Origin of the sequence: Flavobacterium sp. ABG, from assembly GCF_001027725.1 — a bacterium.
Lineage (GTDB): Bacteria > Bacteroidota > Bacteroidia > Flavobacteriales > Flavobacteriaceae > Flavobacterium > Flavobacterium cupriresistens.
Window position 1 is genome coordinate 38492 of the sequence record NZ_LEKS01000022.1, and the last position, 25110, is coordinate 63601.

The window sequence follows — 25110 nt, forward strand, 5'->3', positions numbered from 1 at the left end:
TTTAAAAGAAGATTTAATTCCAATTCTTTTTCTTTTAAAGTATAAAAGCACATACAAAACATGACATCAATAACATCGCAATTTGGAATGAATGAGGCTCTGGTAAAACTGGGCATCAAAACGATAAATGAAGGAACATCGACAGGTTTACAAAACTTTTCATCAGGAGGCATTTTAGAAAGTTATTCTCCGGTAGACGGAAAATTAATTGCTTCGGTAAAAATGTCAACACCTGAGGACTATGAAAGAGTACTGCAAGCTGCAACAGAAGCTTTCAAAACATTTCGATTAATTCCGGCTCCACAACGTGGCGAGATTGTGCGTCAGTTTGGAGAAAAATTGCGTGAGAATAAAGAGGCTCTTGGTAAATTGGTTTCTTATGAGATGGGTAAGTCACTTCAAGAAGGTTATGGCGAAGTACAGGAAATGATCGACATCTGTGATTTTGCAGTGGGATTATCACGTCAGCTTCACGGATTGACGATGCACTCTGAAAGACCGGGACACCGTATGTACGAACAATACCATTCCTTAGGAGTTGTGGGAATTATTTCAGCATTTAACTTTCCGGTTGCCGTTTGGGCTTGGAATACAGCTCTGGCTTGGATCTCCGGTGATGTTTGCGTTTGGAAACCTTCAGAAAAAACACCTATCTGCGGTATCGCTTGTCAAAACATCATGGCTCAGGTTATTAAAGAAAATAATTTACCCGAAGGAATTTCCTGTTTGATCAACGGTGATTATAAAATTGGAGAATTACTAACTGCTGATACGCGTATTCCTCTAATTTCTGCTACAGGTTCTACTCGTATGGGGAAAATCGTAGCGCAAACCGTTGCCGGACGTTTGGGCAAATCACTACTGGAATTAGGAGGAAACAATGCTATAATTGTCACTCCAGATGCTGATATCAAAATGACCGTTATTGGCGCTGTATTTGGCGCAGTTGGTACAGCCGGACAACGTTGTACATCAACCAGAAGATTGATCATTCACGAAAGTATTTACGATAAAGTAAAAGATGCGCTACTTGCTGCCTACAAACAACTCCGCATTGGAAATCCGCTTAACGAAAACAATCATGTTGGCCCACTAATTGACACACATGCTGTTGAAATGTACACTCAGGCTTTGCAAAAAGTAGTAGCCGAAGGTGGAAACATTCTTATAGAAGGCGGTGTACTTTCAGGAGAAGGTTACGAAAGTGGTTGTTATGTAAAACCTGCTATTGCCGAAGCTCAAAATTCCTTTGAAATTGTACAACACGAAACCTTTGCGCCGGTTTTATACCTCGTAAAGTATTCCGGAGAAGTAGAAAACGCCATTGACCTTCAAAACGGAGTGGCTCAAGGATTGTCCTCAGCCATTATGACTAATAATTTGCGTGAGGCCGAAAGATTTTTATCTGTAACAGGTTCTGACTGCGGTATTGCCAATGTAAATATCGGAACATCGGGAGCTGAAATCGGTGGTGCTTTTGGCGGAGAAAAAGAAACCGGTGGCGGTCGCGAATCAGGATCTGATGCCTGGAAAATTTATATGAGACGCCAAACCAATACCATCAACTATACGACCAGCCTTCCACTGGCCCAGGGAATTAAATTCGACCTATAAATCATCAAAAAAAACAATTAACCAAAACCACTATCAAATGAAAAAACCAATTTTATTAAGTAAGGAAATAAGCTATATTGTCTTATTTCTATGCTTGTGGCTGCCAGCTATCGGTTTTGCACAAGCAAATCAGGCGCAAAAAAGCGTTTCAGGAAAAATAACTGACAATAAAGGTTTTACCCTTCCGGGAGTGAATATAACCTTAGATGCGACCAATGTGAGCGCAAATAGTGATGAAAACGGAAAATTTACATTACTTATTCCATCCGATATCAAAAATCCGACTTTAACCTTTACTTATATTGGGTTTACCAGTCAGTCAATAGCAGTCAATAACAGCAAAGAACTAAACATTGTATTGCTGGAAGAAAACAATAAACTGGACGAAGTAGTGGTAATCGGATACGGTTCTATCAAAAAAGGAAACGTTACCGGAGCTATTTCTTCTGTAAAAAAAGAAAGTATAGAAACCAGAGCTACCAATAATGCTGCAGAGGCTTTACAAGGTTTAGTAGCAGGGGTAAATGTTCAAAAAAGTGGAGGAACCGCCGGAGCAACTGTAAAAGTTAAAATTCGTGGAATCAATACTTTCGGAAGCACCGAACCTTTATACATTATTGATGGTTTTCAGGGAGATATAGCTTCTGTAAATCCAACGAATATTGAATCAATGGAAGTTCTAAAAGATGGAGCTGCAGCTGCTATTTATGGATCTGTTGCTGCCAATGGTGTCATTATCGTGACTACCAAAGCAGGTCAAAAAGAAGGAATTAAAGTTGATTTTACTTCTTTTGTGAAAGGTACATCAACCGCAAAAACATTAGATTTATTAGATGCACAAGGCTATCAGACCGTTCACAGAAGAATGTACGATGAATACAATAAATATGCTAATACGCCAGTAACTTTACCGGCCTATATTACCAAACCGGGACAATACAATACAGACTGGCAAGATCAGGTTTTCCGTTCCGGGTTAGCGCAGAATTATGGGATAGGTGTTCAGGGACGTCAGGGTGTAGTTAAATTTGCACTTTATGGGAACTATTCAACAGAAAAAGGAATTGTTATTGACAATAATTTTGGACAACGTAATGCAAGTGCCAGAGTGAGTTTCAAAAAATCAATTTTTGATGTTGATACAAAATTATCTTACCTTACTACTAATAATGAGCAACCTAACTTTCAATTAAAAGAAGTTTACGCGATCTCGCCATTAGTACCTGTATTAGATCCAAATGAAACCTATGGTTACGGTTTAACCAACAAAGACGGTTTGCCTTTTAATACCAACCCGGTAGCAGATGAGCATTTTAGAAGCGGAGCTGTAAAATCACAGGATTTAACAGCTAATATCTCGATAACAGCCAATCTGGCTCCTTGGTTAAAATTTAAAACGGCTTACTCTTATCACGAAATAAACACCCAGCTTGAGGCACACAATCCGCCTTTTATTGCCAACACACAAGCACCGGAAAAATATACCGTACACAGAGAAAGAAGAGCTTTTTGGGATGAGCAAATTTTTGAAAATACATTGACGGTAGCCAAAACATTCGGAGCTCATTCTATTGATTTTCTTTTGGGAGCAACCATCAACCCGTCATCTTCTAACTGGAATGACATTACGGTAGAAGGAAAAACAATAGACCACACGGTAGAAAACGGACAACTTGTTTCTGTTGAACGCCCTTCAGGATTCTTAGATCCGGGATTCGAAACCATCGGAGCCGGAAAAGGCGGAACGTATTCTGCAGACGGATCTAAATACCAATACAACAGACTTTCTTATTACAGCCGTCTGAATTACTCGTACAAAGACCGTTATTTAGCACAGGCCACTTTACGTTATGATGGTTCGTCAAAATTTGGAAAAGACAGTCGTTGGGGAGCCTTCCCGTCTGTTGCTTTGGGTTGGAAAATTGATAAAGAAAGTTTCTTTCCGGAAGATTTCTTTGTTTCTAAATTAAAATTACGTGCCAGCTGGGGACAATTGGGTAATGAAGCAGCATTAGGTTACTATGCATCAAGCTCTTTAATTACTTCAGGAAATTATTTAAACTCAGGTTATGTACAAGGAACCGGAGGTAATCCATGGCCGGGAAGTATCGCTACAACATTAGAAAACAGAAAACTAAAATGGGAAACTACCGACTCTAAAAACATCGGTATTGACTATACGCTTAAAAACGGAAAAATTAGCGGATCAATCAATTTCTATCGTAACGTTACCAACGATTTGTTAATTACAAAAAGATTGGCACCATCAGCAGGTATCGATGATCCAATTTTAAACGTAGGTAAAGTAAGCAACAGCGGATTTGAATTCGAAATAAATTATAGCGAACAAAGTAATGCCTTCAAATACAATGTAGGTTTCAATTTTTCAACGTTACGCAACAATGTTGAATCTCTTGCCAATGCCGATCAGGCGATTTACGGAGAAGGTCTAAAATTTGGTGACGAGCACTTCCCTACTCAGGCACGTGTGGGTACTCCGATCAGCGCCTTTTACTTGTACCGCACCAATGGAATTTTTCAATCTCAGGACGAGGTAAACAGCTATACCAATAATGGTACTTTAATACAACCCAATGCCAAACCGGGAGATATTAGGTTTAAAGATTTAAACAATGATGGTATAATTAACGAAAAAGACAAAGAATATACTGGTACAGGTTTACCAAAAGTAGAGGCTAACTTAACTTTGGGAGCCAGTTATAAAGGCTTTGATTTTAGTACTTTAATCGGAAGCGGCTGGGGTAATAAATTGTACAACGGAAACCGTTATTTTTACGAATCTATGAGTTCAGGAACCAATATGCTGGCTTCTACTCTTAACTCCTGGACACCTGAAAACCGTAGCAATACGCCACGTGCCGTACTTGGAGATCCTAATGGAAACAGCAGAGAGTCAGATCGTTTTCTAGAGAGCGGAAATTTCGTTCGCATGCGTCAGTTACAAATCGGATATTCTTTACCGCAAGAATTGTTAGAGACAGCCAAAATAGATAAATTAAGATTCTACATCAGTGCTGAAAATTTATTTACCATCACCAAGTATTCCGGTACAGATCCTGAATTCTCCAGACGTGAGCTATTGGATACCGGAGTAGACCGTTTTGTGTACCCGTTTACGAGATCATTTATTTTGGGTGTACAGTACGTATTTTAAGAAATTTATAAAGAAACAATCATGAAAAAGATATTCAATTTTTTTACTGTTCTAAGTTTAGTAGCAGTAACGGCATGTAGTAATGATTTCCTCGAACAACAATCACCGGATCAACTCGACTCTTCTACATTTTGGAGAAATAAAGCTGACGCCGAAGCAGGTCTTTCGGCAACCTATGCCTTTCTGGAAGCTTCCATTGACGAATATGCCTTCTCTGAAATAAAATGGCCCGTAGAAGCCTATCGAGAAGACATCTGCAAATTAGGAAGTGATGCTCTTAATTATCAAAGCTGGGTAGAATTGGCTGATTTTACTTATACTAACGGAAACACTCAGTTTACCAGTTATTGGAAATACAATTACCGCGGGATTAGTAATGCCAATCAGGTTATTACCAAAGTAGGTGAAATGTCCTCCTCCTCTATTAGCGATGCCGACAGAAACCAGGTCATTGCAGAAGCTCGTTTTTTAAGAGCTTATTACCATTTAAAATTAATTTTGAACTGGGAGAAAATCAAAATCAGAAACAAATACATCACGGATCAAGCTCAAATTAGCATTCCACTTTCTGAGCGTGCAGAGGCATGGGATTTTATTATCGGCGAATTAAAAGCAGTTGCCACTGTACTTCCTGCTGCTCAACCGGCAGAAAAAGCAGGTCGTGCCACCAGCGGAGCAGCTAACAGTTATCTTGGTTTTGCTTATTTAACAAGAGCCTACGAAGAAACAGCACAGAAACAAACTTATCTTACGGAGTCCCTTGCTGCTTTTAACAAAGTTCAGGGATACGAACTTGTAAAAGATTATGTAAGTCTTTTTAACGGAACTAATAAAAACTCTAAAGAATCTATATTTGAACTTCAATTTACAGAGAACACTTCAAATGGTGCTTTCTATCGTACTGCCTTACACTTCTGGATGGCGGCCAGCGAACTGGGTGGTTGGGATGAAATCCTGCCAACAACTATGCTGATGAACGAATTTAAAAAAGAAGGAAAAATAGCGACTACAGGAAATTATGATACTCGTCTTTACAGCAATATTTTCTTTAAAGATCCTTATTTCAATGATGCGGCTAATCCAAGAATTTTTGGGGCTACTTATGATCAAAAATTCGGTACTTTAGACAAGCCTGTTTTCCGCAAATACCTGCCTCCTACTCAGGAACAAATGGATACCGAGTTTTTAGGACTTAATGTTCCTTTAATGCGTTATTCGAATGTTCTTTTGATGAAAGCAGAAGCCCTAAACGAGTTACAACGTCCGGCCGAAGCAATTCCTTTTATCAATGCAGTTCGTGAGCGTGCAGACATGCCCAATATGACAGGTACTACCTATGATGCTGTAAAAACTCAAATCGAACATGAAAGAATTATTGAGTTTCCTTTAGAAAACTTCCGCTTTTACGATTTACGTCGTTGGGGGAAAACCAAAGCGGCTCTTGATGCCGTTGGCCGCACCAATTTTGATGCTGCAAAAAATAACTTTTATCCGGTTCCTTTAACGGAAATACAAAATAATTAGACTTATTTTTACCCTGAAAGCAGTACAAAAATCTTTCAGGGTAATTATTTCAAAAACATCAAATAAATTAAATATCATGTCCAAAAAAGAAGCATTTTCTATTTTTTTGTTCTTTTTAATGATGCAGAGTACTTTTGCTCAAAATAAATACACCAACTTAGAAGCCAGTAAAAACAGTCTGGATTACAAAGGAGACCCTAAAAATGCCACAGATCGAAAATCACTCGCTTTTTCTGATAAAGGAGCCTGGTTTGGATTCGGCTTTTTGGAGCCTGCCGTAGCTCAGGGTGGATTCTCAGGCCCTTTTTTAATGACAGAACAAAACGGAGTCTGGCTAAGTGCTTCTCTTATTTCTTTACATCTAATCGATGAAAAACAACAAGAACTTATCGATTGGAAAACGGCTTTAGTACAACAAAATAGTTATAACAGTCATTTAGAACAACAATTTCAAAACGATCAACTGGAGGTAATCCAACAACTGGTATTTTCATCCGGTCAATCTGCCATTCAAAAAACAACAATCAAAAATCGATCACCAAAAACGATAACGCTTACTCCTGCTTATTATTCTAAAATATATCTCGATAATCTACAGTTTTCAGCGGAAGAGAATGCGATCAAAATCGTTTCTTCAAAAAGCAATGCTATTGGACATATTCAATTCCTTAGCGCAAAAAGTACCGTCGAAATCACAAAAGAAGGTTTCGCTGCCAAAACTGCTGAACTTACTTTAAAACCTAACGAAACTAAGGAAATTGTAGTTTCTCAGACCTATATTTTTCCACAATACGATTGGAAAAAAGAAAAGGAAGATCTCTCAAAAATAAAATTTAATACGCTTTTAGAAGATACAAAACGAGAGAAAGAGAAGCAACTGTCTCAGTTAATTTCAAAAAAGAAATCAATATATAAAGGAACCGATTATTCTGTTTTCCTTGCCAAACTGGTTCTTACTTTACAAAACAACAGCCGAATTGCGGCCGAAGGATTAAAACACGAAGGTATATTTCCGAGTTATCATTATGAATGGTTTCATGGTTTCTGGGCATGGGACAGTTGGAAACATGCGGCAGCGGCAGCTCATTTTGCACCCGAATTAGCCAAAAACCAAATGCGTGCTTTATTTGATTTTCAGACGCCAAATGGTTTTATCCCGGATTGTATTTACAGAGATACTTCCATTGAACCTAACAATTACAGAAATACAAAATCTCCTCTTGCCGCTTGGGCGGTTTGGGAAATTTACAAACAGACTAAAGATGTCGATTTTATCAAAGAATTTTATCCAAAGTTGAAAAAATACCATGCGTGGTGGTACAAAGATCGCGATCATGATCAGGATGGTCTTTGCGAATTTGGCTCAACAGACGGTACTTTAATTGCCGGAAAATGGGAAAGTGGTATGGATAACGCTGTTCGTTTTGACAATAGTAAGATATTAAAAAACGGTGAAAATGCATATTCAATGGATCAGGAAAGTGTTGATTTAAATTCTTTTTTATATGCCGAAAAAAACTATCTGGCCATGATGGCTAACGTTTTAAAATTGGCTGACGAAGAGAAAAATTGGAAGACAGAAAGTCAGCAATTAAAAAATCAGATTCAGACCCAATTTTGGGATGCAAGTACAGGTTGGTTTTACGATACTACAATTGATGGCAAGAATTTTATAAAAGATATGGGCTGCGAAGGGTATTTACCGCTTTGGGTACAAGCTGCAACCAGCGAGCAGGCAAAAGCTGTAAAAAACAACTTGTTAGATCCGTCGTCTTTCAATACGTTTGTTCCTTTGCCAACTTTAGCCGCAAATCAATCAAAATTCAAACCCGACAATGGGTATTGGAGAGGTCCAATCTGGCTCGATCAAAGTTATTTCGGAATTGATGGTTTACGAAAATACGGATATGTAAACGAAGCCAATCAGCTTTCAAATAAACTTATTCATAATGCAGAAGGCGCTTTTGAGAAAGGAAAATCGATTCGCGAAAATTATCATCCTATTACCGGAAAAGGTTTAGAGTCGGAAAATTTTAGCTGGTCAGCGGCACATTATTTACTTTTACTTTTAAACGATTAGGGGTTGAAGAACACATAGAATGGGACGCGGATTATGCGGGTGTGCTGGCGCACAAACGCGGATAAAAACGGATTTTTTTTATTTAAAATGGGTTTGTTTCTTTGCTTAAATTCATTTCTATTTAAAGAAAGACTCGATAGCACTCAGTAGCTTGTAGGTCAAGAAAGAAACATAGATAAAACAAATTAAAAAAATCCGTTTTTATCCGCGTCTTCACGATAGTGAATCCGTACAATCCGCGTCCAAACCTAATCAACAGTATAAAAATTGAGAAACCAATTAAGAAATGAAGCATGTGCAGAAGCAATAATAAATAGTTAAACCATATAAGTCATTTAAAACAAAGCTTATATTTTCTTAAATGACTTATATGGTTTAAAATTTTGCGTCCTCATGATAATTCAACACTATAAAAATTGATAAAACCAATTAAGAAATGAAGCATTACAATTCGAGATTAACCAAGTTTATAGCATCAATAGTACTGCTGTCGGGTGGCTTTTCTACTTCCTTATTTGCACAAGAAAAGAAAACTCCACAAACAGAAAAGGCAGATCCAAAACGTTTTTTCACCAAATCTGATCTAATGCAGATTGGTGTTTATTATTATCCCGAACAATGGCCGAGGGAACAATGGGAACGCGACTTAAAAAATATTAAAAAATTAGGCTTTGAATTCACCCATTTCGCCGAATTTGCCTGGACTTATATGGAACCTGAACAGGGGAAATATGATTTCAAATGGCTTGATGATGCCTTAGCAATAGCCGAAAAAGAAGGCTTAAAAGTAATTCTTTGCACCCCGACACCAACACCTCCCGCATGGATGGGCGACAAATATCCGGAGATCTATCTGACCGACGCAAATGGCCGTCGCAGAGAACATGGCAATAGAGCCAATGTATCGGTAACGAATGAAAAATACCGCGAATTTACCGATCAGATTGTTGCTGAATTGGGAAAACGCTATGGAAAAAACAAAAACATTATGGGTTGGCAAATCGATAATGAGCCTTTGGCTACAGCCGATTTTAGCCCTTCTGCCCGCAAGGCATTTCAAGTTTGGTTAAAAGCTAAATATGGAACCATCGAAAAATTAAATACCGAATGGGTCGGCAGTTTTTGGAGTACGCGTTATTCCAACTTCGAACAAATAATTTTACCTAATGCCGAGATTTATTTTGAAGACAAATTAAGCCCACACGCGGTTTTGGATTTCAAACGATTTACCTCAGACGCACAAGCCGAGTATCTGAACAGACAAGCCGAAATACTTAGAAAATACATTGATCCGAAACAATGGATTACTACCAATTTTACGAATGTAATTTATGATGCTAATCCAAGGAGTGCCGACAAAATGGATTTCATTACCTACACCATGTATCCCGTAAGCGGTCAAAATCCGTTGGGTGGTCAGAGTTTTAGAATGGGTTCTCCAAGCAAAATTTCAGAAGCAAACGATTATTACCGCTCCATAACTGGTGTAACCGGTGTTATGGAAATGCAACCAGGACAGGTAAACTGGGCGGGTATTAATCCGCAGTTATTACCGGGAACCGTGCACATGTGGCTTTCTCAGGCTTTTGGCGGTAATTGTTCTTTTACTTGCACCTACCGATACAGACATCCACTAGGGAGCAGTGAAATGTACCATGATGGTATTGTGGGGACTGATGGTGTTACACTTTCGCAAGGTGGTAAGGAATTTGTTGAATCAATACAAGACATGAAATTGTTGCGTAAAGCGTATGATCCTAAAGCCGTATTGCCTCAAAATCTGGTAAAAAGAAAGACCGGTTTCTTATGGAGTCATGATAACCTTTGGGATTTAGAAAACCAAAAACAAACAAAATTCTGGAACACCTGGAAACATAGAAATACCTATACGGCTGCTATAAAATCTACGGGAGCTCCGATGGATTTTATTACCGAAGCAGACAATTTTGCTGATTATCCGTTTATCGTAGCTCCGGCTTATCAGCTTATTGATCAAAAATTAGTTACCAAATGGCAGAAATATGTTGAAAACGGAGGTCACCTAATCTTATCTTGTCGTACGGGACAAAAAGACAAAAACGGACATTTTTTTGAAGCCAATTGGGGTGCACCAATCGTACCGCTAATAGGTGCTGACGTAGATTTCTTCGATATGTTGGTTTCGGATGTGAATGGAGTTGTAAAAGCAGGAAACACTACTTATCAATGGAATACTTGGGCAGATGTGCTTACACCTAAACAAGGAACGGAAGTTCTAGCAACTTATGAAGATCAATTTTATAAAGGAAAAGCGGCAGCAGTAACTCGAAAATTAGGCAAAGGAACAATTACCTACGTTGGGGTTGAAAGCAATGACGGTAACTTAGAAAGAGAAATTGTTCGTACGATCTACACTCGTGCCAATGTTGCAATTGAAAATTTACCAAAAGGTGTTTTTATCGAATGGAGAGATGGTTTTTATGTGGGTGTAAATTATACAAATGAGCCTGTTAATTTACCTATTCCGCAAGGCAGTAAAATACTGGTTGGACAAAACCCGTTATTGCCTGCACAAGCGGTAATTTGGAAATAAACTAGTACTCTCAGGATCTTTTGATTATCCTGATCTTTTGCCACGAATTTCACTAATTGGCACGAATTATTTTCTTTGCCACAGATTACACTGATTCCCACAGATTAAATCTTTTTAATTCTTTTAATCTGTGGCAAAAAAAGTAGGTGCAAGTTTATAATTTGGTTTTAACAGACTAAAAATAGCACGCAGATTTTGCAGATCATGGAGATTTCCGCAAAAGAAACGATAAAAAAATCTGCTAGATCTGCTAAATCTGCGTGAAAAAAAAAGTAGGCAAAATTGTGTAATTTGAGTTTGACAGACTAAAACTTATGCAAATGAATAATGCCACAGATTAAACTGATTCTCACAGATTAAATCTTTTTAATTCTTTTAATCTGTGGAAAAAAAAGTAGGTACAAGTTTGTAATTTGGTTTTGACAGAATAAAAATAGCACGCAGATTTTGCAGATCATGGAGATTTCCGCAAAAGAAACGATAAAAAAATCTGCTAAATCTGCGTGAAAAAAAAAGTAGGCAAAAGTGTGTAAGTTGACTTTATATACTAAAGATTATACAAATGAATAATTACACTAATTTCCACAAATTAAATCTTTTTAATCCTTTTAATCTGTGGCAAAAAAACAAACGAAAGTGTGTACTTTTAACTACTAACAAGACCACTAAAAGAAATATAAAAAATAAATACTAAAATAATGACTTTTTCAGAAGCAGCTATTCAAACCTTAGTAAAGGAACATTACGGATTAAACGTTAGTGTCAAATCATTAAATGGATATGATGAATTAAACTTTCTTCTGTCTAATGATCAAAATGAAAAATACATTCTAAAAATATCCAACGAAAGTCATTCCTTTCCCTTTCTGGAAGCTCAGGTTAAAATTATCAGACATTTGTCCCAAAGCAATATGGCCGATTTGTTTCAACATTTTTGCCTTAATAAAGAAGGAGAAGAACTAACCAAAATTGAAAAAGATTCTAAAATCTATTACCTGAGAATTCTAAACTTTCTGGAAGGTACTTTTTGGGTCGAAAAAGAGCATAAGCCTAATTCGTTATTTCATAATCTAGGTTCCTTTTTAGGAAACATGGATAAAGCACTTCAGGATTTTTCACACCCGGCAATGCATCGCAGTTATACTTGGGATATTAGTCGTGCCAGTGAAGCAAACGATGGTCTTAAGTATATTTTAAATCACGAGAGAAGGCGTATTGCGTCTTACTTCCTGTTGCAGTTTGATACTGAAATTGTTCCTAAAATACATCAGTTGCGTCATGCTTATATTCACAATGATGCCAATGATTATAATGTACTTGTTCAGGAGGATAAGATAAGTGGTTTGATTGATTTCGGAGATATGGTTTTTACGGCCCTAATCAACAATCTCGCGATTGCCTGTACGTATGCTATGCTGGATCAGGAAGATCCATTGGCTTGTGCGGCTTTAATTGTAGCAGGATACCATAAAGCCTACCCTATTACCGAACAGGAAACAGATCTTCTGTATTATTTAATAGCCGGAAGGCTTTGCATCAGCGTTACACAATCGGCTTACAATGCTTCTTTGGACAGTGACAACGAACATCATTTTATTACCGAAAGACCGGCTTGGGATTTATTGTATCAGCTTATCAAAATTAACCCGATCAAAGCGCAGGATACTTTTAGAAAAGCTTGTGGTTTTGAAGGTGTTATTAAAGAAAACGATTATAGCGACCTCCTAAAAGTCCGTCAGGAAAAGATTGGTCGTAATTTAAGTATTGGCTACAAAGACAAACTAAAAATTGTAAAAGGTGCTTTGCAATACTTGTATGACGATCAAGGACGCACTTTTGTGGATTGTGTAAATAACCCTTCACACGTAGGACATTGCCATCCGGTAGTCGTTCGAAGAATGCAGAAACAAATTGCATCGTTAAATACCAATACCCGCTATTTAAATGATACTATTATTGAATACGCTGAAAAACTTACCGCAACCTTACCTCCTGCTTTAAGTGTTTGTTATTTTGTGAATTCGGGCAGCGAAGCCAATGACCTTGCCATTCGAATGAGCCGTCACTATACCAAACAGAAAGATGTCATTGTTTTAGATCATGCTTATCACGGCACTTCGACTGTGGCTATGGAAATGAGTCCGTATAAATTTGACAGTAAAGGTGGTTTTGGTAAAATGCCTTGGATTCATAAAGCCATTAATCCTGATTTATACCGTGGTCCTTACCAATACGGGGATGCAAGTGCAGGCGAAAAATATGCTGCCGATGTGCAACGCATTATTGAAGATTTAAAAACAGAAGGAAAAGCTCCGGCAGTATTTATCTGTGAAACTCTTTTAGGCGTTGGCGGACAGATTCCGCTTCCTGAGAATTATTTAAAAACAGCCTATCAATATGTCAGAGCTGCAGGAGGTGTTTGTATTGCCGATGAAGTCCAAGTTGGTTTTGGAAGAATCGGGGATCATTTTTGGGGTTTTGAACTGCAAGATGTTGTTCCGGATATTGTTGTCTTAGGAAAACCTATAGGAAATGGCCATCCGCTAGCCGCAGTAATTGTTACTAATGAAATTGCTGATGCCTTTAATAATGGTTTGGAGTACTTCAACACCTTTGGTGGTAATCCGGTTTCTATGACAGCAGGTCTGGCGGTTTTAGATGTAATTCAGGAAGAAGAAATGCAGCAACATGCACTGGAAGTAGGCAATCATCTAATGGATGGTTTAAGAAATTTAATGGCCAAACACCCGATTATTAGTGATGTTAGAGGTCATGGTTTGTTTATTGGTACAGAGATGGTCAAAGACAGAATTTCCATGGAGCCTGCAGTTGCTGAAATTGATCGTGTCGTAGAAAAAATGAAAGATAATGGATATCTACTGAGTACAGATGGGCCTTTGCATAATGTTTTAAAAATAAAGCCTCCTATGCCTTTTAATAAACAAAATGCAGATGAAATGGTTGCTTTATTAGATCTGGCATTGAGTGAATTATAAGGAATCAAGGAACTAATTAGTTAAAAGTTTGGCACACGGATTAAACGGATTCGCTATGCGAAAACGCGGATTTGTGCGGATTTTTCTTTTTCTGTGTGGGATGGTTGTTTTGTGAAGATTTGAATAAGAATTCCGCGGAGATTCGCAGAGGCCACACAGAGATTCACAAAGAATCATAAAACTTTGTGAATCTCTGTGCAACCTTTGTGAAGCTTTGTGAAACCTTCTTAAGTGCTAAGGATTGACCTGAAAATGATTTTGTAGAAGGCTTTTGCCTAAAAAGTATTAAAATGAATAATAGTAATAATAATCCGCTTTCGGAACCAATTTCCCATCTTGAAAATTTAGAAAAACAACTGGAAGGTCAATTATTTTATGACCATACCATGCGTTTGTTATATGCTACAGATGCAAGTGCTTATAAAGAAATGCCGTTGGCTGTTGCGATTCCTAAAACAAAGGAAGATATTCAGAAAATCATTGCTTTTGCACGTGAAAATAAGAGCAGTGTGATTCCGCGTGCGGCTGGGACTTCGCTTGCGGGTCAGGTAGTGGGTAATGGAATTATTGTAGACATCTCACAAGAATTTACCCAAATTATCTCGGTGGATGAAATCAATAAAACAGCATGGGTTGAACCGGGTGTAATTCGTGATGAGCTTAATCTTTACCTGAAACCCTATCAACTCTTTTTTGGACCTGAAACGTCTACCAGCAATCGTTGTATGATTGGCGGTATGGTAGGAAACAATGCCTGTGGTGCCAGATCGGTTGTCTACGGCTCGACAAGAGAACATCTTTTAGAAATAAAGGGCTTTTTGGCTGATGGAAATGAAGTCACTTTCAAAGCATTAACCAACACCGAATTTGAAAATAAATGCAACGGAATTGACACGGTAAGTCCGCTCGAACAATCGATTTACATTCAAGTTAAAAAAATATTATCGTCTGAAACCAACAGACATTTATTCGATAAAAATTTTCCTAAAAAATCAATTCCAAGGAGGAACACCGGTTATGCATTGGATTTACTAGCCGATAGTATGCCGTTTGCTGGTACTGATGAGAAGTTTAATTTTTGCAAATTAATTGCCGGATCAGAGGGAACTTTATTCTTTGCTACTGCTATAAAACTAAACCTAGTTCCTGCGCTGAAACCTTTTGCTGCTTTGGTTTGCATTCATTTTGAAAGTCTTAACGATTCTTTGAAAGCTAATCTGGAAGCCCTGAAATTCAATCCTGATAGTGTTGAACTTATTGATCATTATATACTGGAATGTACTAAAGAGAATTTAGAACAAAGTAAGAATCGTTTTTTTGTAGAAGGAGACCCTCAAGCCATTCTTGTGGTTGAATTTTTAAGAGATACAACAGAAGAAATAGATACGATAGCCAAAGAAATGGAGCTTTTAATGCGTTCTAAAAACTTAGGCTATCATTTTCCGATTGTTTATGGCGAAGAGACCAACAAAGTATGGAATTTACGAAAAGCCGGACTTGGATTATTGTCTAATATACCCGGAGACGCAAAAGCAGTCGCAGTAATTGAAGATACGGCTGTTGATGTAAATGATTTGCCAGCCTTTATCGAAGATTTTAATGCGATATTAAAACAACGCAATTTAAGTTGTGTTCATTACGCACATGCGGCAACGGGTGAATTGCACCTGCGTCCTATTATCAATTTAAAAACCAAAGAAGGTGCTGCCCTTTTTAGAACTATAGCCACAGACATTGCGCATTTGGTAAAAGAATATAAAGGATCCCTTAGCGGTGAACATGGCGACGGAAGGCTTCGTGGTGAGTTTATCCCATTGATGCTCGGAGAAGAAATTTATCAACTGTTTATCCAACTTAAAAACACCTGGGATCCGTGGAATGTTTTTAATCCGGGGAAAATTGTGAATACGCCTCCAATGGACACCAATTTAAGATATACTCCGGGACAGGATACTCCAATGCCGGAAACTTACTTTGATTTCTCTGAACACAACGGCATCCTTCGTGCTGCCGAAATGTGTAATGGTTCGGGAGATTGCAGAAAAACCGAGAAAAGTGGTGGTACGATGTGTCCCAGTTATATGGCTACACGAAACGAAAAACACACCACTCGCGCAAGAGCAAACATGCTCAGAGAAACCATCACTACCTCAACAAAAGAAAACAAATTTGAAGCTGAAGGACTTCTTGAAGTACTCGATTTGTGTTTGAGTTGTAAAGGTTGTAAGTCTGAATGCCCGTCTAATGTTGATATGGCCAAGTTAAAAGCAGAAACCTTACAACAAAACTATGATGTAAATGGAGTCAAATTTCGTTCCAGTCTGATTGGAAATACACCCAAAATAAATGCTGTTTTTGCTACAGTTCCGTGGGTTTATAATTTATCTACTAAAGGTTTTTTGGGTAACCTCATCAAAAGATCAACCGGATTTGCGGTTGAAAGACAACTACCGCAAATGCATAAAATCACTTTTGCAAAATGGATTAAAAAACACGTTCAAAAAGGCAATTTTATCCACGGTCAGGTTTATTTGTACAACGATGAATTTTTAAACTATTATGATGTCGAAATAGGTCAAACGGCTGTTCAATTATTAAACCGTTTAGGGTATGAAGTAGTGGTTCCTGAAATTGGCATAAGCGGAAGAACTTATTTATCAAAAGGCATGTTAAAAGAAGCCCGCGAAATTGCCGAAAAAAACATACTAGCTTTTGAAAAAACAATGCCGAAGAATGCTATTCTAATCGGAATAGAGCCTTCTGCTATCTTATCGTTTCGCGATGAATATCCTGATTTATGCCGTGGCATATTGAAAGAAAAAGCTAAAACATTTGCAAGCAGAACGTTACTTATTGAAGAATTTTTAGCCCGTGAATTAGACGAAGGACGTATATCGTCTGCTAGTTTTACAAATAAAGAAGAACGTGTACGCATGCACGGTCATTGTTTTCAAAAAGCGTTGTCTTCTTTAGTTCCTTTGAAAAAAATTCTAATGCTTCCGAAAAACTATACGGTTCTTAATATTCCAAGTGGTTGTTGTGGTATGGCGGGGTCATTTGGTTATGAAAAAGAACATTATGACATTTCAATGAAAATTGGAGAATTGGTTTTGTTCCCCTCCATTCGCTCCGAAAAGGAAGCTACTTTAATCTCAGCATCAGGAACAAGTTGCAGGCATCAAATAAAAGATGGTACCAACCGAGATGCACAACATCCCGTGAGTATATTGTATAATGCTTTAAAATAATTTGATCCTTTTTCACTTTGAAAATAAAAACATACAACAAAAAAGACTGTCTTACCAATAGTAAAACAGCCTCTCTTTTGTTATTAAAATTGATTAGAACAATGAATTAAACAACTCATTATCAATCCTTTTTAAAATTTTTAAATTTATTTTTTAATTATTTTTCTGGTGGTTACCGTTCCGTTATCTGAAATAAACTGAACTAAATAAACCCCGGGAACCTGATTCGCAATGTTTACATCAAAATCTCTCTGTTTAGCGGTTCTTTCTTTAAAAACAACTCTGTTGTAAATACTCACTATTCTTAAAGTTCCCTGTTGCTCATTGTTAATACTGATTTTAAACACTCCGTCTGTCGGATTAGGATAAATCGTAAACAATTGAGACTCGGCTGCTTCTTTAAGAGCAATTTCATTTCCTTTGGTATTAGCCTGTTTTTCGGCTCTTACAAGGGCAAAACGTTCACCGCCTTCCAGTTCTCCTTTTAGAGCATCTTCCTGAATAAGGTCTAATGTGATCTGCTGATCCAGAGGGAAATCTTTCGCTACTTTAAAGTCAAATGTTATTCCGAAAGTTTCCTCATTATCAATCGGTAAATTTGCAATTGCACCTTCTCTGTTAGTAATCAGAATTTTGTTTTTATCAATAATCTGAACTCCTTTCAGACTTCCGTTTGCTTGCGCTCTTTCAAAAAGACGGTCATCCAGTGTTGCTACGATTGTTCCTCCTAATTCAAAGAAGTTGTTTTTAAGCTCTTCATTAAATCCTTTGTCTACAAATCTTATATTAATAGTTTTAGACTTTACTCCTCTTATAAATACTGCTGTAGGGGGAACAAAATCGGTTGTATTTAAATTATAAACACTTAGGTTCTTCCAGGCAATATTGTTATTGTTTTTAGCATTTGGAGTAATTACAACACCATTGACTTCATTAGGCATTGGATCTCTTGGAGATTCGATTCTGGCAATTAAGCAGAAATGATGCTGATCATACGTATAATCTGCCGGGTTTGGTGGATACCATGGCACCATTACTATAGTGCTACCTCCTACCGGTATTGACGGGATACTTACTTCACCAATCTCATCACCGTGTTTTACTGCTCCGACACTAAAGTTTACAAAATTAGTAGGCCATACCAATCCGGATGACGCTTTTGCAAAATAGAGTCTTACTTTTGCAGAAGAACTTGGACTTGTGCCCTTGTTATAAACTCTGATGTATACTCCATTTGGAGAACTCAATTTAAACTCAGGGTTCTGATGCGAAAGTCCTGCATCTATACTTTGTCTTACCCAAATGTCATCACTAATCCACATTGGACCTAAATCAGGATTTGGCTCTAAACCTGTGTCAAAAGGTCGGTCTTTGATGTACAAATCAGCTATTGGCAAAGTGATACCGGTAACAATTACAGAATATTTCTGACTACTGTTCACCAACGTTCCTTTGTGCGTAATTTTTACCGTATAGACACCTGCAGCGCCTACAATAGCAATTCTTTCAAAAGGGTCTCTGGTATTATCTCCTAATCCGTTTGTTGTGGCTGACAACAATCTGTAAGGGAAAACTGTACCTGCCGTATTTGTTACTCGTATGTCGAGGTCATTTACAAGTCGGGCTGTACCCACATTTACAATACTTCCTGGATTAGCAGTTCCGGCAGGATCTGTCCAGGATATCGAAGCGATTAACGGATTTACTCCATCTGATGTTACCGGAAAACTATAAGAACCACCGTTTGGTAAGGTATGTTCCTGAATGATCGCTAAAGTTCCATTTTTCGTAATAGTTTCTGCCGCAAATTTTGCATTTAACAAACCCCATCCAAATATAGCGTCAGGACCTGTAGGTCCGGCATCATCTGCAGTATGCAAAGCCAATCCTTTTAAAGTTGCCGCACGCATAAAATTTCCTTTCAGATTTTTGTAGTGCTGCTGCAATAAAAGCAAAGTACCGGTAACGTTTGGTGATGCCATAGAAGTTCCCGTTGCATTACCATAACTTGTATTGGTCAATGGCGTAATTACTGATGTAAGTGTAGCGGTAGAATAAACAGAGGTTCCATTTCCGGTAAGATCCGGTTTGATTCTTAAATCATCTGTTGGTCCCTGACTACTCGAAGTATTAATCGTTACGCTGGTTAAGGCTCCGGCTGAACTGATCACAGCATCATTGGCATTAGCAATTACCAAATTATTCTTCGCAGTCGCATATCCTGTTAATTTATCGTAGCTCGGATTCCCTCCCAGCGGACTCGGATTTGCGGTATTGTCAGTACCGTCGTTACCGGCTGCTTTTATCATCAAATAGTAAGGTGCATTAAACATTAAATTGTCCCAGTCTCTTGCGAAAGTTTCATAAGCTCCAAATCGCCAAGGTGCCATTATCACAGTTCCTGCAGAATTTCTTAATCCCCATCCATAGGAATGATTGGACAGCAACATTCCGTTTGAGGCTGCGGTCGTAGCCTCAGCTAAATCAGAATTCCATTCATTTGTTTTTGCAGTTGCCATATTGGCCATTCCCTTTGAAGCAGCTACCAAACCAGCTGCAACAATAGTACCTGTAACATGGTTCGCATGTTGGCTGTTATTACTGGTCGTTATGATAGTGGTAACACCATCAGAAATAGAAACCCTTCCTCCAAACTCATTGTGAGTAGGAAGCGTGGCTCCACCGTCCCAGACATAAGCAGTCATTGATTGTCCATTTAAGTTGAGTCCCAAACCACCGCCTGAATTCAGAAAGTTTGCACGAGTCGATTTGGCAGCATTTACGTTTTCAGGTGTAAAATAAAGAGGTTGTTTACCATCTGCAGAAACGCCCATCAATTCACTCACAGTACCGTCTTTATTTTTAAATGTGGTACTCCAGCCATTGGTTTTGGCCAGACTTAAGGCTCGGTCCTTATTTCGGTCTGACTCACTCTTGTATTGTTTACTTAGCGCTTCCAGCTCTGTTATATTTGAATTTTGTCTAATCTTTTGAATATCATTCTGCGTTTGGGAATACGTTATTCCACATACGCAAAAGAGCATATATTTGTATAATTTTTTCATATGATTTTTGTTTTAATGGGTTGTTTTGTTCTCATAAACTCTTCATAAGAAAAAGGCGGACTTCTGTCACTCATAATCCCAGAGCATTCAGAAAATACATTTGTTTTGATTTTCATAATTCCAGTTGGTTAAGGGTTAATAAAGAATAGTTTTATTGTAATCCGTTGGTATTCGAAAAATAAACTTGTTCAACTTTATTTACAAAAACTTCTATTTTTGTAAGATTTATTCATTAAACACAACAAAACTCGTTAAACAAAACGAACCAAAAAAGAGTATAAATACCTGATTTAAAACACATTGACTTTTCGACTCTCCAACAACAATCAACCGGACACCAATTCGACTTTAATCTATCAACGCGCCATTTAAAAAGAAGTAAGGGTCTTACTTACTCCCTCTTCTACTTTCCAAAAAGCATACAAGCTGAATTATTTTTTATATTTTTGAATGGAGCATTAATATCCTCATTTTAAAAGATATGAAACCACTATTAATACTAATCAGCGTTTTTCTGATCTCCTTAGTTTCTATTATTCTTCTTTCCGGAGATTACAATTTTGCATTAGCGGCACGAATTGCGATGTCGGCGATGTTACTGTTCACGGCTATAGCACATTTTGTATTTGCAAAGGGAATGAGCATGATGTTACCGGACTTTATTCCGTATAAAACTGCCGTTATCTGGCTAACCGGATTCATTGAAATTGCTGCTGCGATCGGGCTCTTTATTCCGCAAATCAGAATAATAACCGCTTGGCTGCTCATTGTATTTTTTATTCTTATACTTCCGGCTAATATATACGCCGCTACTAAACAGATCGATTATCAAAAAGGAACTTTTGACGGAAAAGGAACGACTTATTTGTATTTTAGGATTCCATTACAGCTCCTTTTTATTGTTTGGGTTTATCTGTCGGCAATCATCAACTAACTAATTCAAGTTGTTAGTTTTTTTTCAATCTGTTACTTTTTGAATGGCTTTCTGCTATAGCTCAATGGTATTAGGTTAAGAGATTTTTTCACGCAGATTCTGCTGATTTTCTTTCATACAATCTTAACTCATTTCTTGAAATACTTAACTCATACTTTTTTTTCCTTAGCTTATTGTTTTGTCGTTGCCGGACCGTTCTTATTCAAATAGTTTTGTCTTATAAATTCACCCCTTTAACACTAAAACAATGAATAAAGAATTAGTTTTTTTAAGAACATTCGCGATCGCCACCTCGTTAGGAATGATTGTTCTCACAAGCTCTGCTTTTAAAGAAAAAAGCAATACAAAATTTACTGAAATTGATGTAGAACGCCTCAATATTGTAGAAAAAGACGGCACGGTAAAAATGATTATTACCAATGTAGACCGTTTTCCAAACGGAAAGGATATCATCAATAAAAGACCTACTAACGAAGGGCGAAAAAAACGTTCAGGTATGCTTTTCTTTAATGAAGAAGGTATTGAATGCGGCGGTTTTATCTATGACGGTCAGAAAAAAGAAAACGGGCACTCAGCCGGTTTGTCACTTACCTACGACCAATACGATGGTGATCAGGTCATGCAATTGCTTACACAAGATTACATTAAGGGGGACAAAAGAGTCGTATCCAGCACTCTTGCTTTTAACGATCGCCCGGCAAAAGAATCACAGTTGAAAACCTTTGAAATAACACAAGAACTGGCAGAATTACGCAAAAAAGATCCACAGGCAATGGAGAAAAAACTAAAGGAGTATGAAGAACAAGGCTTGTTAGGAGGCGCTACACGCGTCATGCTCGGAAAATCCAGAAGTCAAAACAACGGACTGTTTCTGTTTGATGATAAAGGAAAACCAAAAGCGATGTTTTATGTAGATAAAGAAAACAAAGCCAAATTGGACTTCTTTGATGACAACGGTGCCATCATTGCTTCATTCCCAGAAAATAAAACCAAATAAACCTCAGGTCAATAGTGCTGCAAAATTAGAAATGCTATTTTTGTATTGATACATCGTCTATAGAAAATGAAAAACATGCTATCTCAACTTAAACAAGCCCGGTATTTTCTACTGTTTGTGTTTTTATTCTCTTACGCACAATCGATACAAGTCCGTTTTTTAATAAGACAGAAATTAAACTGGTTTATTTTTACACCGGAGGCTGCTATAGCTTCACTTATGTCGTCCTGTGTTTTATTCCTGATCCTTTATTTTTTTATCAAACGCTGGCAAAAATCAGAGCTCTTTAGTTTCAAAGAAGTATTAAAAATATTCAGCTTCTCCTTGTTGGTCTTTTTGACAACAATGAAAACTATAGGGCTGCTGCTTGCCCTCTTATTTGATACATTTGAGCGTAACTTCAATCAAAAAACGCTGCTTTTATCAACCTTTTCGGAACTGATGGATGCGATTATTTACGGGAGTTTTTTTCTGACTTATTACTATTATCAAAAAAATAAAACAAATCAAAAGCAACTTATAGTTTACAATCAGGCTTTGGCAGAAACTAAAATTGACCGACTAAAAGCACAACTTAACCCTCATTTTTTGTTTAACAATCTTAATGTACTGGATCAGCTTATTGAAGAAGATCAACTGCAAGCTTCTGATTTCTTAAATGAGTTTGCTGAAATTTACCGCTATGTTTTACAGGTCTCGGACAAAAAAATAATTGCTTTGGAAGAAGAATATGCTTTTGCTAAAAAATACTTCAACCTGATGCAATACAAATACGGGACTGCTTACCAATTGCAAACAGAAACTTTAGATCTAAGCGGAAGTATTGTACCGTTAACATTACAATTGCTTTTAGAAAATGCCATTCAACACAATTTAGGAACAGAGGCAAATCCGATTCGTATAAAAATAAACAGAGATTCTAAACTCACGGTAAGCAACACTATTGTACCAAAACGCAATTCAAAAACCTTGTCAGGAAGGGCATTACAGAACTTAAAAGAGCAATACTTTCTGTTAACAAAAGACCAAATCGAAATTGAAAAAACGGCTACTACTTTTTCTGTTTCTATACCTCTAATTTCAAACTAACCACAATGATAAAAGTGCTAATCGTAGAAGATGAAATTCCGGCAAGAAACAAACTGAAAAGATTTCTCAGTCAGCTAAACGAAAGTATTGAAGTAGTGGGCGAAATAGATACTGTTGAAGCTGCAATTGCATTTTTGAACACAACAAAAGTAGATCTGATCCTTTCGGATATTGAATTGCTGGACGGAAATGCTTTTGAAATCTATACGCAAGTTAAAATTAACTGTCCGATTATTTTCACCACGGCCTACGATCAATTTCTGATGGATGCGTTTGAGAATTATGGTATCGAATATCTTTTGAAACCTTTTTCGATGGAACGTTTTCAAAAAGCCTGGGACAAGTATTTGCTTTTAGGAAAATCAAACTCTAACGAAAGTGATTTGGTCGCTAAATTAAATCAGATTCTTCAAAACAATAATCCGATAAAGACCTATAAAGAGCGTTTCACGATCAGTAGTCCGAAAGGGATTTATTTTATAGAAACAAATGGTATTTTGTTTTTTGAAGCCAACGAAGGGGTGTTATTTGCTTTCGACACGACGGGAAAAAAACATTTGCTGAATGAGACAACGCTTAAAGAAATTGAATTTTTACTCGATCCAAAGTCTTTTTTCAGAATTAACCGTAGTGAATTGGTTCATAAAAAATATATTGAAAGAGTCGAGCGTTATTCTAAAAATGCTTTTGCTTTAAAAATAAAAGGATATGAAAAACACCTGAAGACCAGTCAAAGCAATACCGCTTCTTTTCGGGAATGGATAGAGCAATAATTGTTTCGTACAAAGGTTTAAAGAGGCAAAGACTCAAAGTTCCAAAAGATACAGCAGCAGACGCTAAAAACTTTGAGACTTTGTGGCTTTGTGGCTTCGTGGCCTTGTAGCTCTCCCTCACTACCCTCAAAAAAAAAACATCTGACATAAATACGAATATGCCAGATGTAATCACAAATCAATCACTGAGGATTAAAATCTTTATTTCACTAAATAAGAAACAGCATCTGCTTCACAAAGCCTAAAATACCCCATCGCGTAACTATCAGCGTTTTTGGTATTGACAATATTGCCTCTGATATTACCTGGTGGAACAGAGAAAGGATTTCCTTGTGAAGCTTCCAAAATTAGCTTCATATAGTTAAAAAAGTTCTTCGAAATACCACGATTCACAATGGCAATGGTTTTTCCCGGTTTTAAATCTGTATCTCCGAATTGAATACTTATTTCATTCCCATTTAATAACTCATCATCTGAATTTACATAAAGAGGAAACTTTAAAAAATCACTTTTGAAATCTGTGAGATAATAATTGCTCTTATCAGCCGGGTCATTAAAGTAAATCTGAACCACGAGCACATCAGGACCTGATATATCCGGTACATATTTTTGCTCTACTTTATTAATTGGAGTTACGGAAGTTAACTTTTCAACAGCAGTAAAACTTTGCCCTTCTGCCTGCACATGAAGCACATAATCCATATCTACCACAGGAACAAAATTAGTACATACATATACGCCGGGTGCCGACTCGTTAAAAATGAAACTGGTTCCATTGCTATTCTCCACTCTTACCTGTGCTCCAGAAACTTTTGGTGTGTCAGCATTATAATAAGATGTCGTTTTACTGATTCTTATGGTCTGCTCGCTACCTGTAGTTCCTTTTTTCCAAATTAGTTCCGCATCGATCACAATCTTAGGGGTTCCTTCATTTAAATCCAACTTTACTGTATCTTCACAGGAAGAAAAAAACAAAACAAACAAACCACTAAATAAAGCAAGTACGCTGCTTTTAAAATTATACTTTATTACTCTTTGCATGC

The 25110-nt window shown here is 37.4% G+C and carries 13 protein-coding genes; 11 read left to right on the forward strand and 2 right to left on the reverse strand.

Annotation, left to right across the window (positions count from 1 at the left end):
- Positions 1-60: 60 nt before the first annotated feature.
- The 7 genes from AB674_RS18900 (at position 61) to AB674_RS18930 (ending at position 17209) form a co-directional block, all read left to right on the forward strand.
- Positions 61-1614, forward strand: coding sequence for an aldehyde dehydrogenase family protein (locus AB674_RS18900; RefSeq protein ID WP_047778843.1), 1554 nt, complete (start codon positions 61-63; stop codon positions 1612-1614).
- Positions 1615-1651: 37 nt separating this feature from the next.
- On the forward strand, positions 1652-4789 hold the full coding sequence (locus AB674_RS18905; RefSeq protein WP_047778844.1) for a SusC/RagA family TonB-linked outer membrane protein: 3138 nt from the start codon (positions 1652-1654) through the stop codon (positions 4787-4789).
- A gap of 21 nt (positions 4790-4810) precedes the next feature.
- On the forward strand, positions 4811-6313 hold the full coding sequence (locus AB674_RS18910; protein WP_047778845.1) for a RagB/SusD family nutrient uptake outer membrane protein: 1503 nt from the start codon (positions 4811-4813) through the stop codon (positions 6311-6313).
- Between the two features lie 76 nt (positions 6314-6389).
- A complete protein-coding gene (locus AB674_RS18915; RefSeq protein WP_047778846.1) occupies positions 6390-8393 on the forward strand; it encodes an MGH1-like glycoside hydrolase domain-containing protein in 2004 nt (667 codons plus the stop codon).
- Positions 8394-8829: 436 nt separating this feature from the next.
- Positions 8830-10965: a beta-galactosidase gene (locus AB674_RS18920; protein WP_047778847.1), complete on the forward strand. Its 2136-nt coding sequence runs from the start codon at positions 8830-8832 to the stop codon at positions 10963-10965.
- A 698-nt stretch (positions 10966-11663) separates the two neighbouring features.
- The gene (locus AB674_RS18925; RefSeq protein WP_047778848.1) at positions 11664-13961 is read left to right on the forward strand and encodes an aminotransferase class III-fold pyridoxal phosphate-dependent enzyme; all 2298 of its coding nucleotides are present in this window, start codon (positions 11664-11666) and stop codon (positions 13959-13961) included.
- A gap of 290 nt (positions 13962-14251) precedes the next feature.
- On the forward strand, positions 14252-17209 hold the full coding sequence (locus tag AB674_RS18930; RefSeq protein WP_047778849.1) for an FAD-binding and (Fe-S)-binding domain-containing protein: 2958 nt from the start codon (positions 14252-14254) through the stop codon (positions 17207-17209).
- 146 nt (positions 17210-17355) lie between these two features.
- Here AB674_RS18930 and AB674_RS22050 read toward each other — a convergent pair whose 3' ends face one another.
- Positions 17356-20274, reverse strand: coding sequence for a S8 family serine peptidase (locus tag AB674_RS22050; RefSeq protein ID WP_053004334.1), 2919 nt, complete (start codon positions 20272-20274; stop codon positions 17356-17358).
- 481 nt (positions 20275-20755) lie between these two features.
- Between AB674_RS22050 and AB674_RS18940 the strand changes: the two genes are divergently transcribed.
- The 4 genes from AB674_RS18940 to AB674_RS18955 all read left to right on the forward strand — a co-directional run bounded on the left by AB674_RS18940 (position 20756) and on the right by AB674_RS18955 (position 24067).
- Positions 20756-21208 (forward strand): membrane protein, encoded by a 453-nt coding sequence (locus AB674_RS18940; protein ID WP_047778850.1) that lies wholly within the window; start codon positions 20756-20758, stop codon positions 21206-21208.
- Between the two features lie 247 nt (positions 21209-21455).
- Positions 21456-22205 (forward strand): hypothetical protein, encoded by a 750-nt coding sequence (locus AB674_RS18945; protein ID WP_047778851.1) that lies wholly within the window; start codon positions 21456-21458, stop codon positions 22203-22205.
- A gap of 345 nt (positions 22206-22550) precedes the next feature.
- Positions 22551-23294, forward strand: a complete 744-nt coding sequence (locus AB674_RS22055) for a sensor histidine kinase (RefSeq protein WP_165579398.1) — start codon at positions 22551-22553, stop codon at positions 23292-23294.
- Between the two features lie 5 nt (positions 23295-23299).
- Positions 23300-24067 (forward strand): LytR/AlgR family response regulator transcription factor, encoded by a 768-nt coding sequence (locus AB674_RS18955; protein ID WP_047778852.1) that lies wholly within the window; start codon positions 23300-23302, stop codon positions 24065-24067.
- A gap of 201 nt (positions 24068-24268) precedes the next feature.
- Here AB674_RS18955 and AB674_RS18960 read toward each other — a convergent pair whose 3' ends face one another.
- Positions 24269-25108 carry a DUF4249 domain-containing protein gene (locus tag AB674_RS18960; RefSeq protein ID WP_047778853.1) on the reverse strand — a complete coding sequence of 280 codons (840 nt, stop codon included), beginning with the start codon at positions 25106-25108 and terminating at the stop codon, positions 24269-24271.
- Positions 25109-25110: the final 2 nt, after the last annotated feature.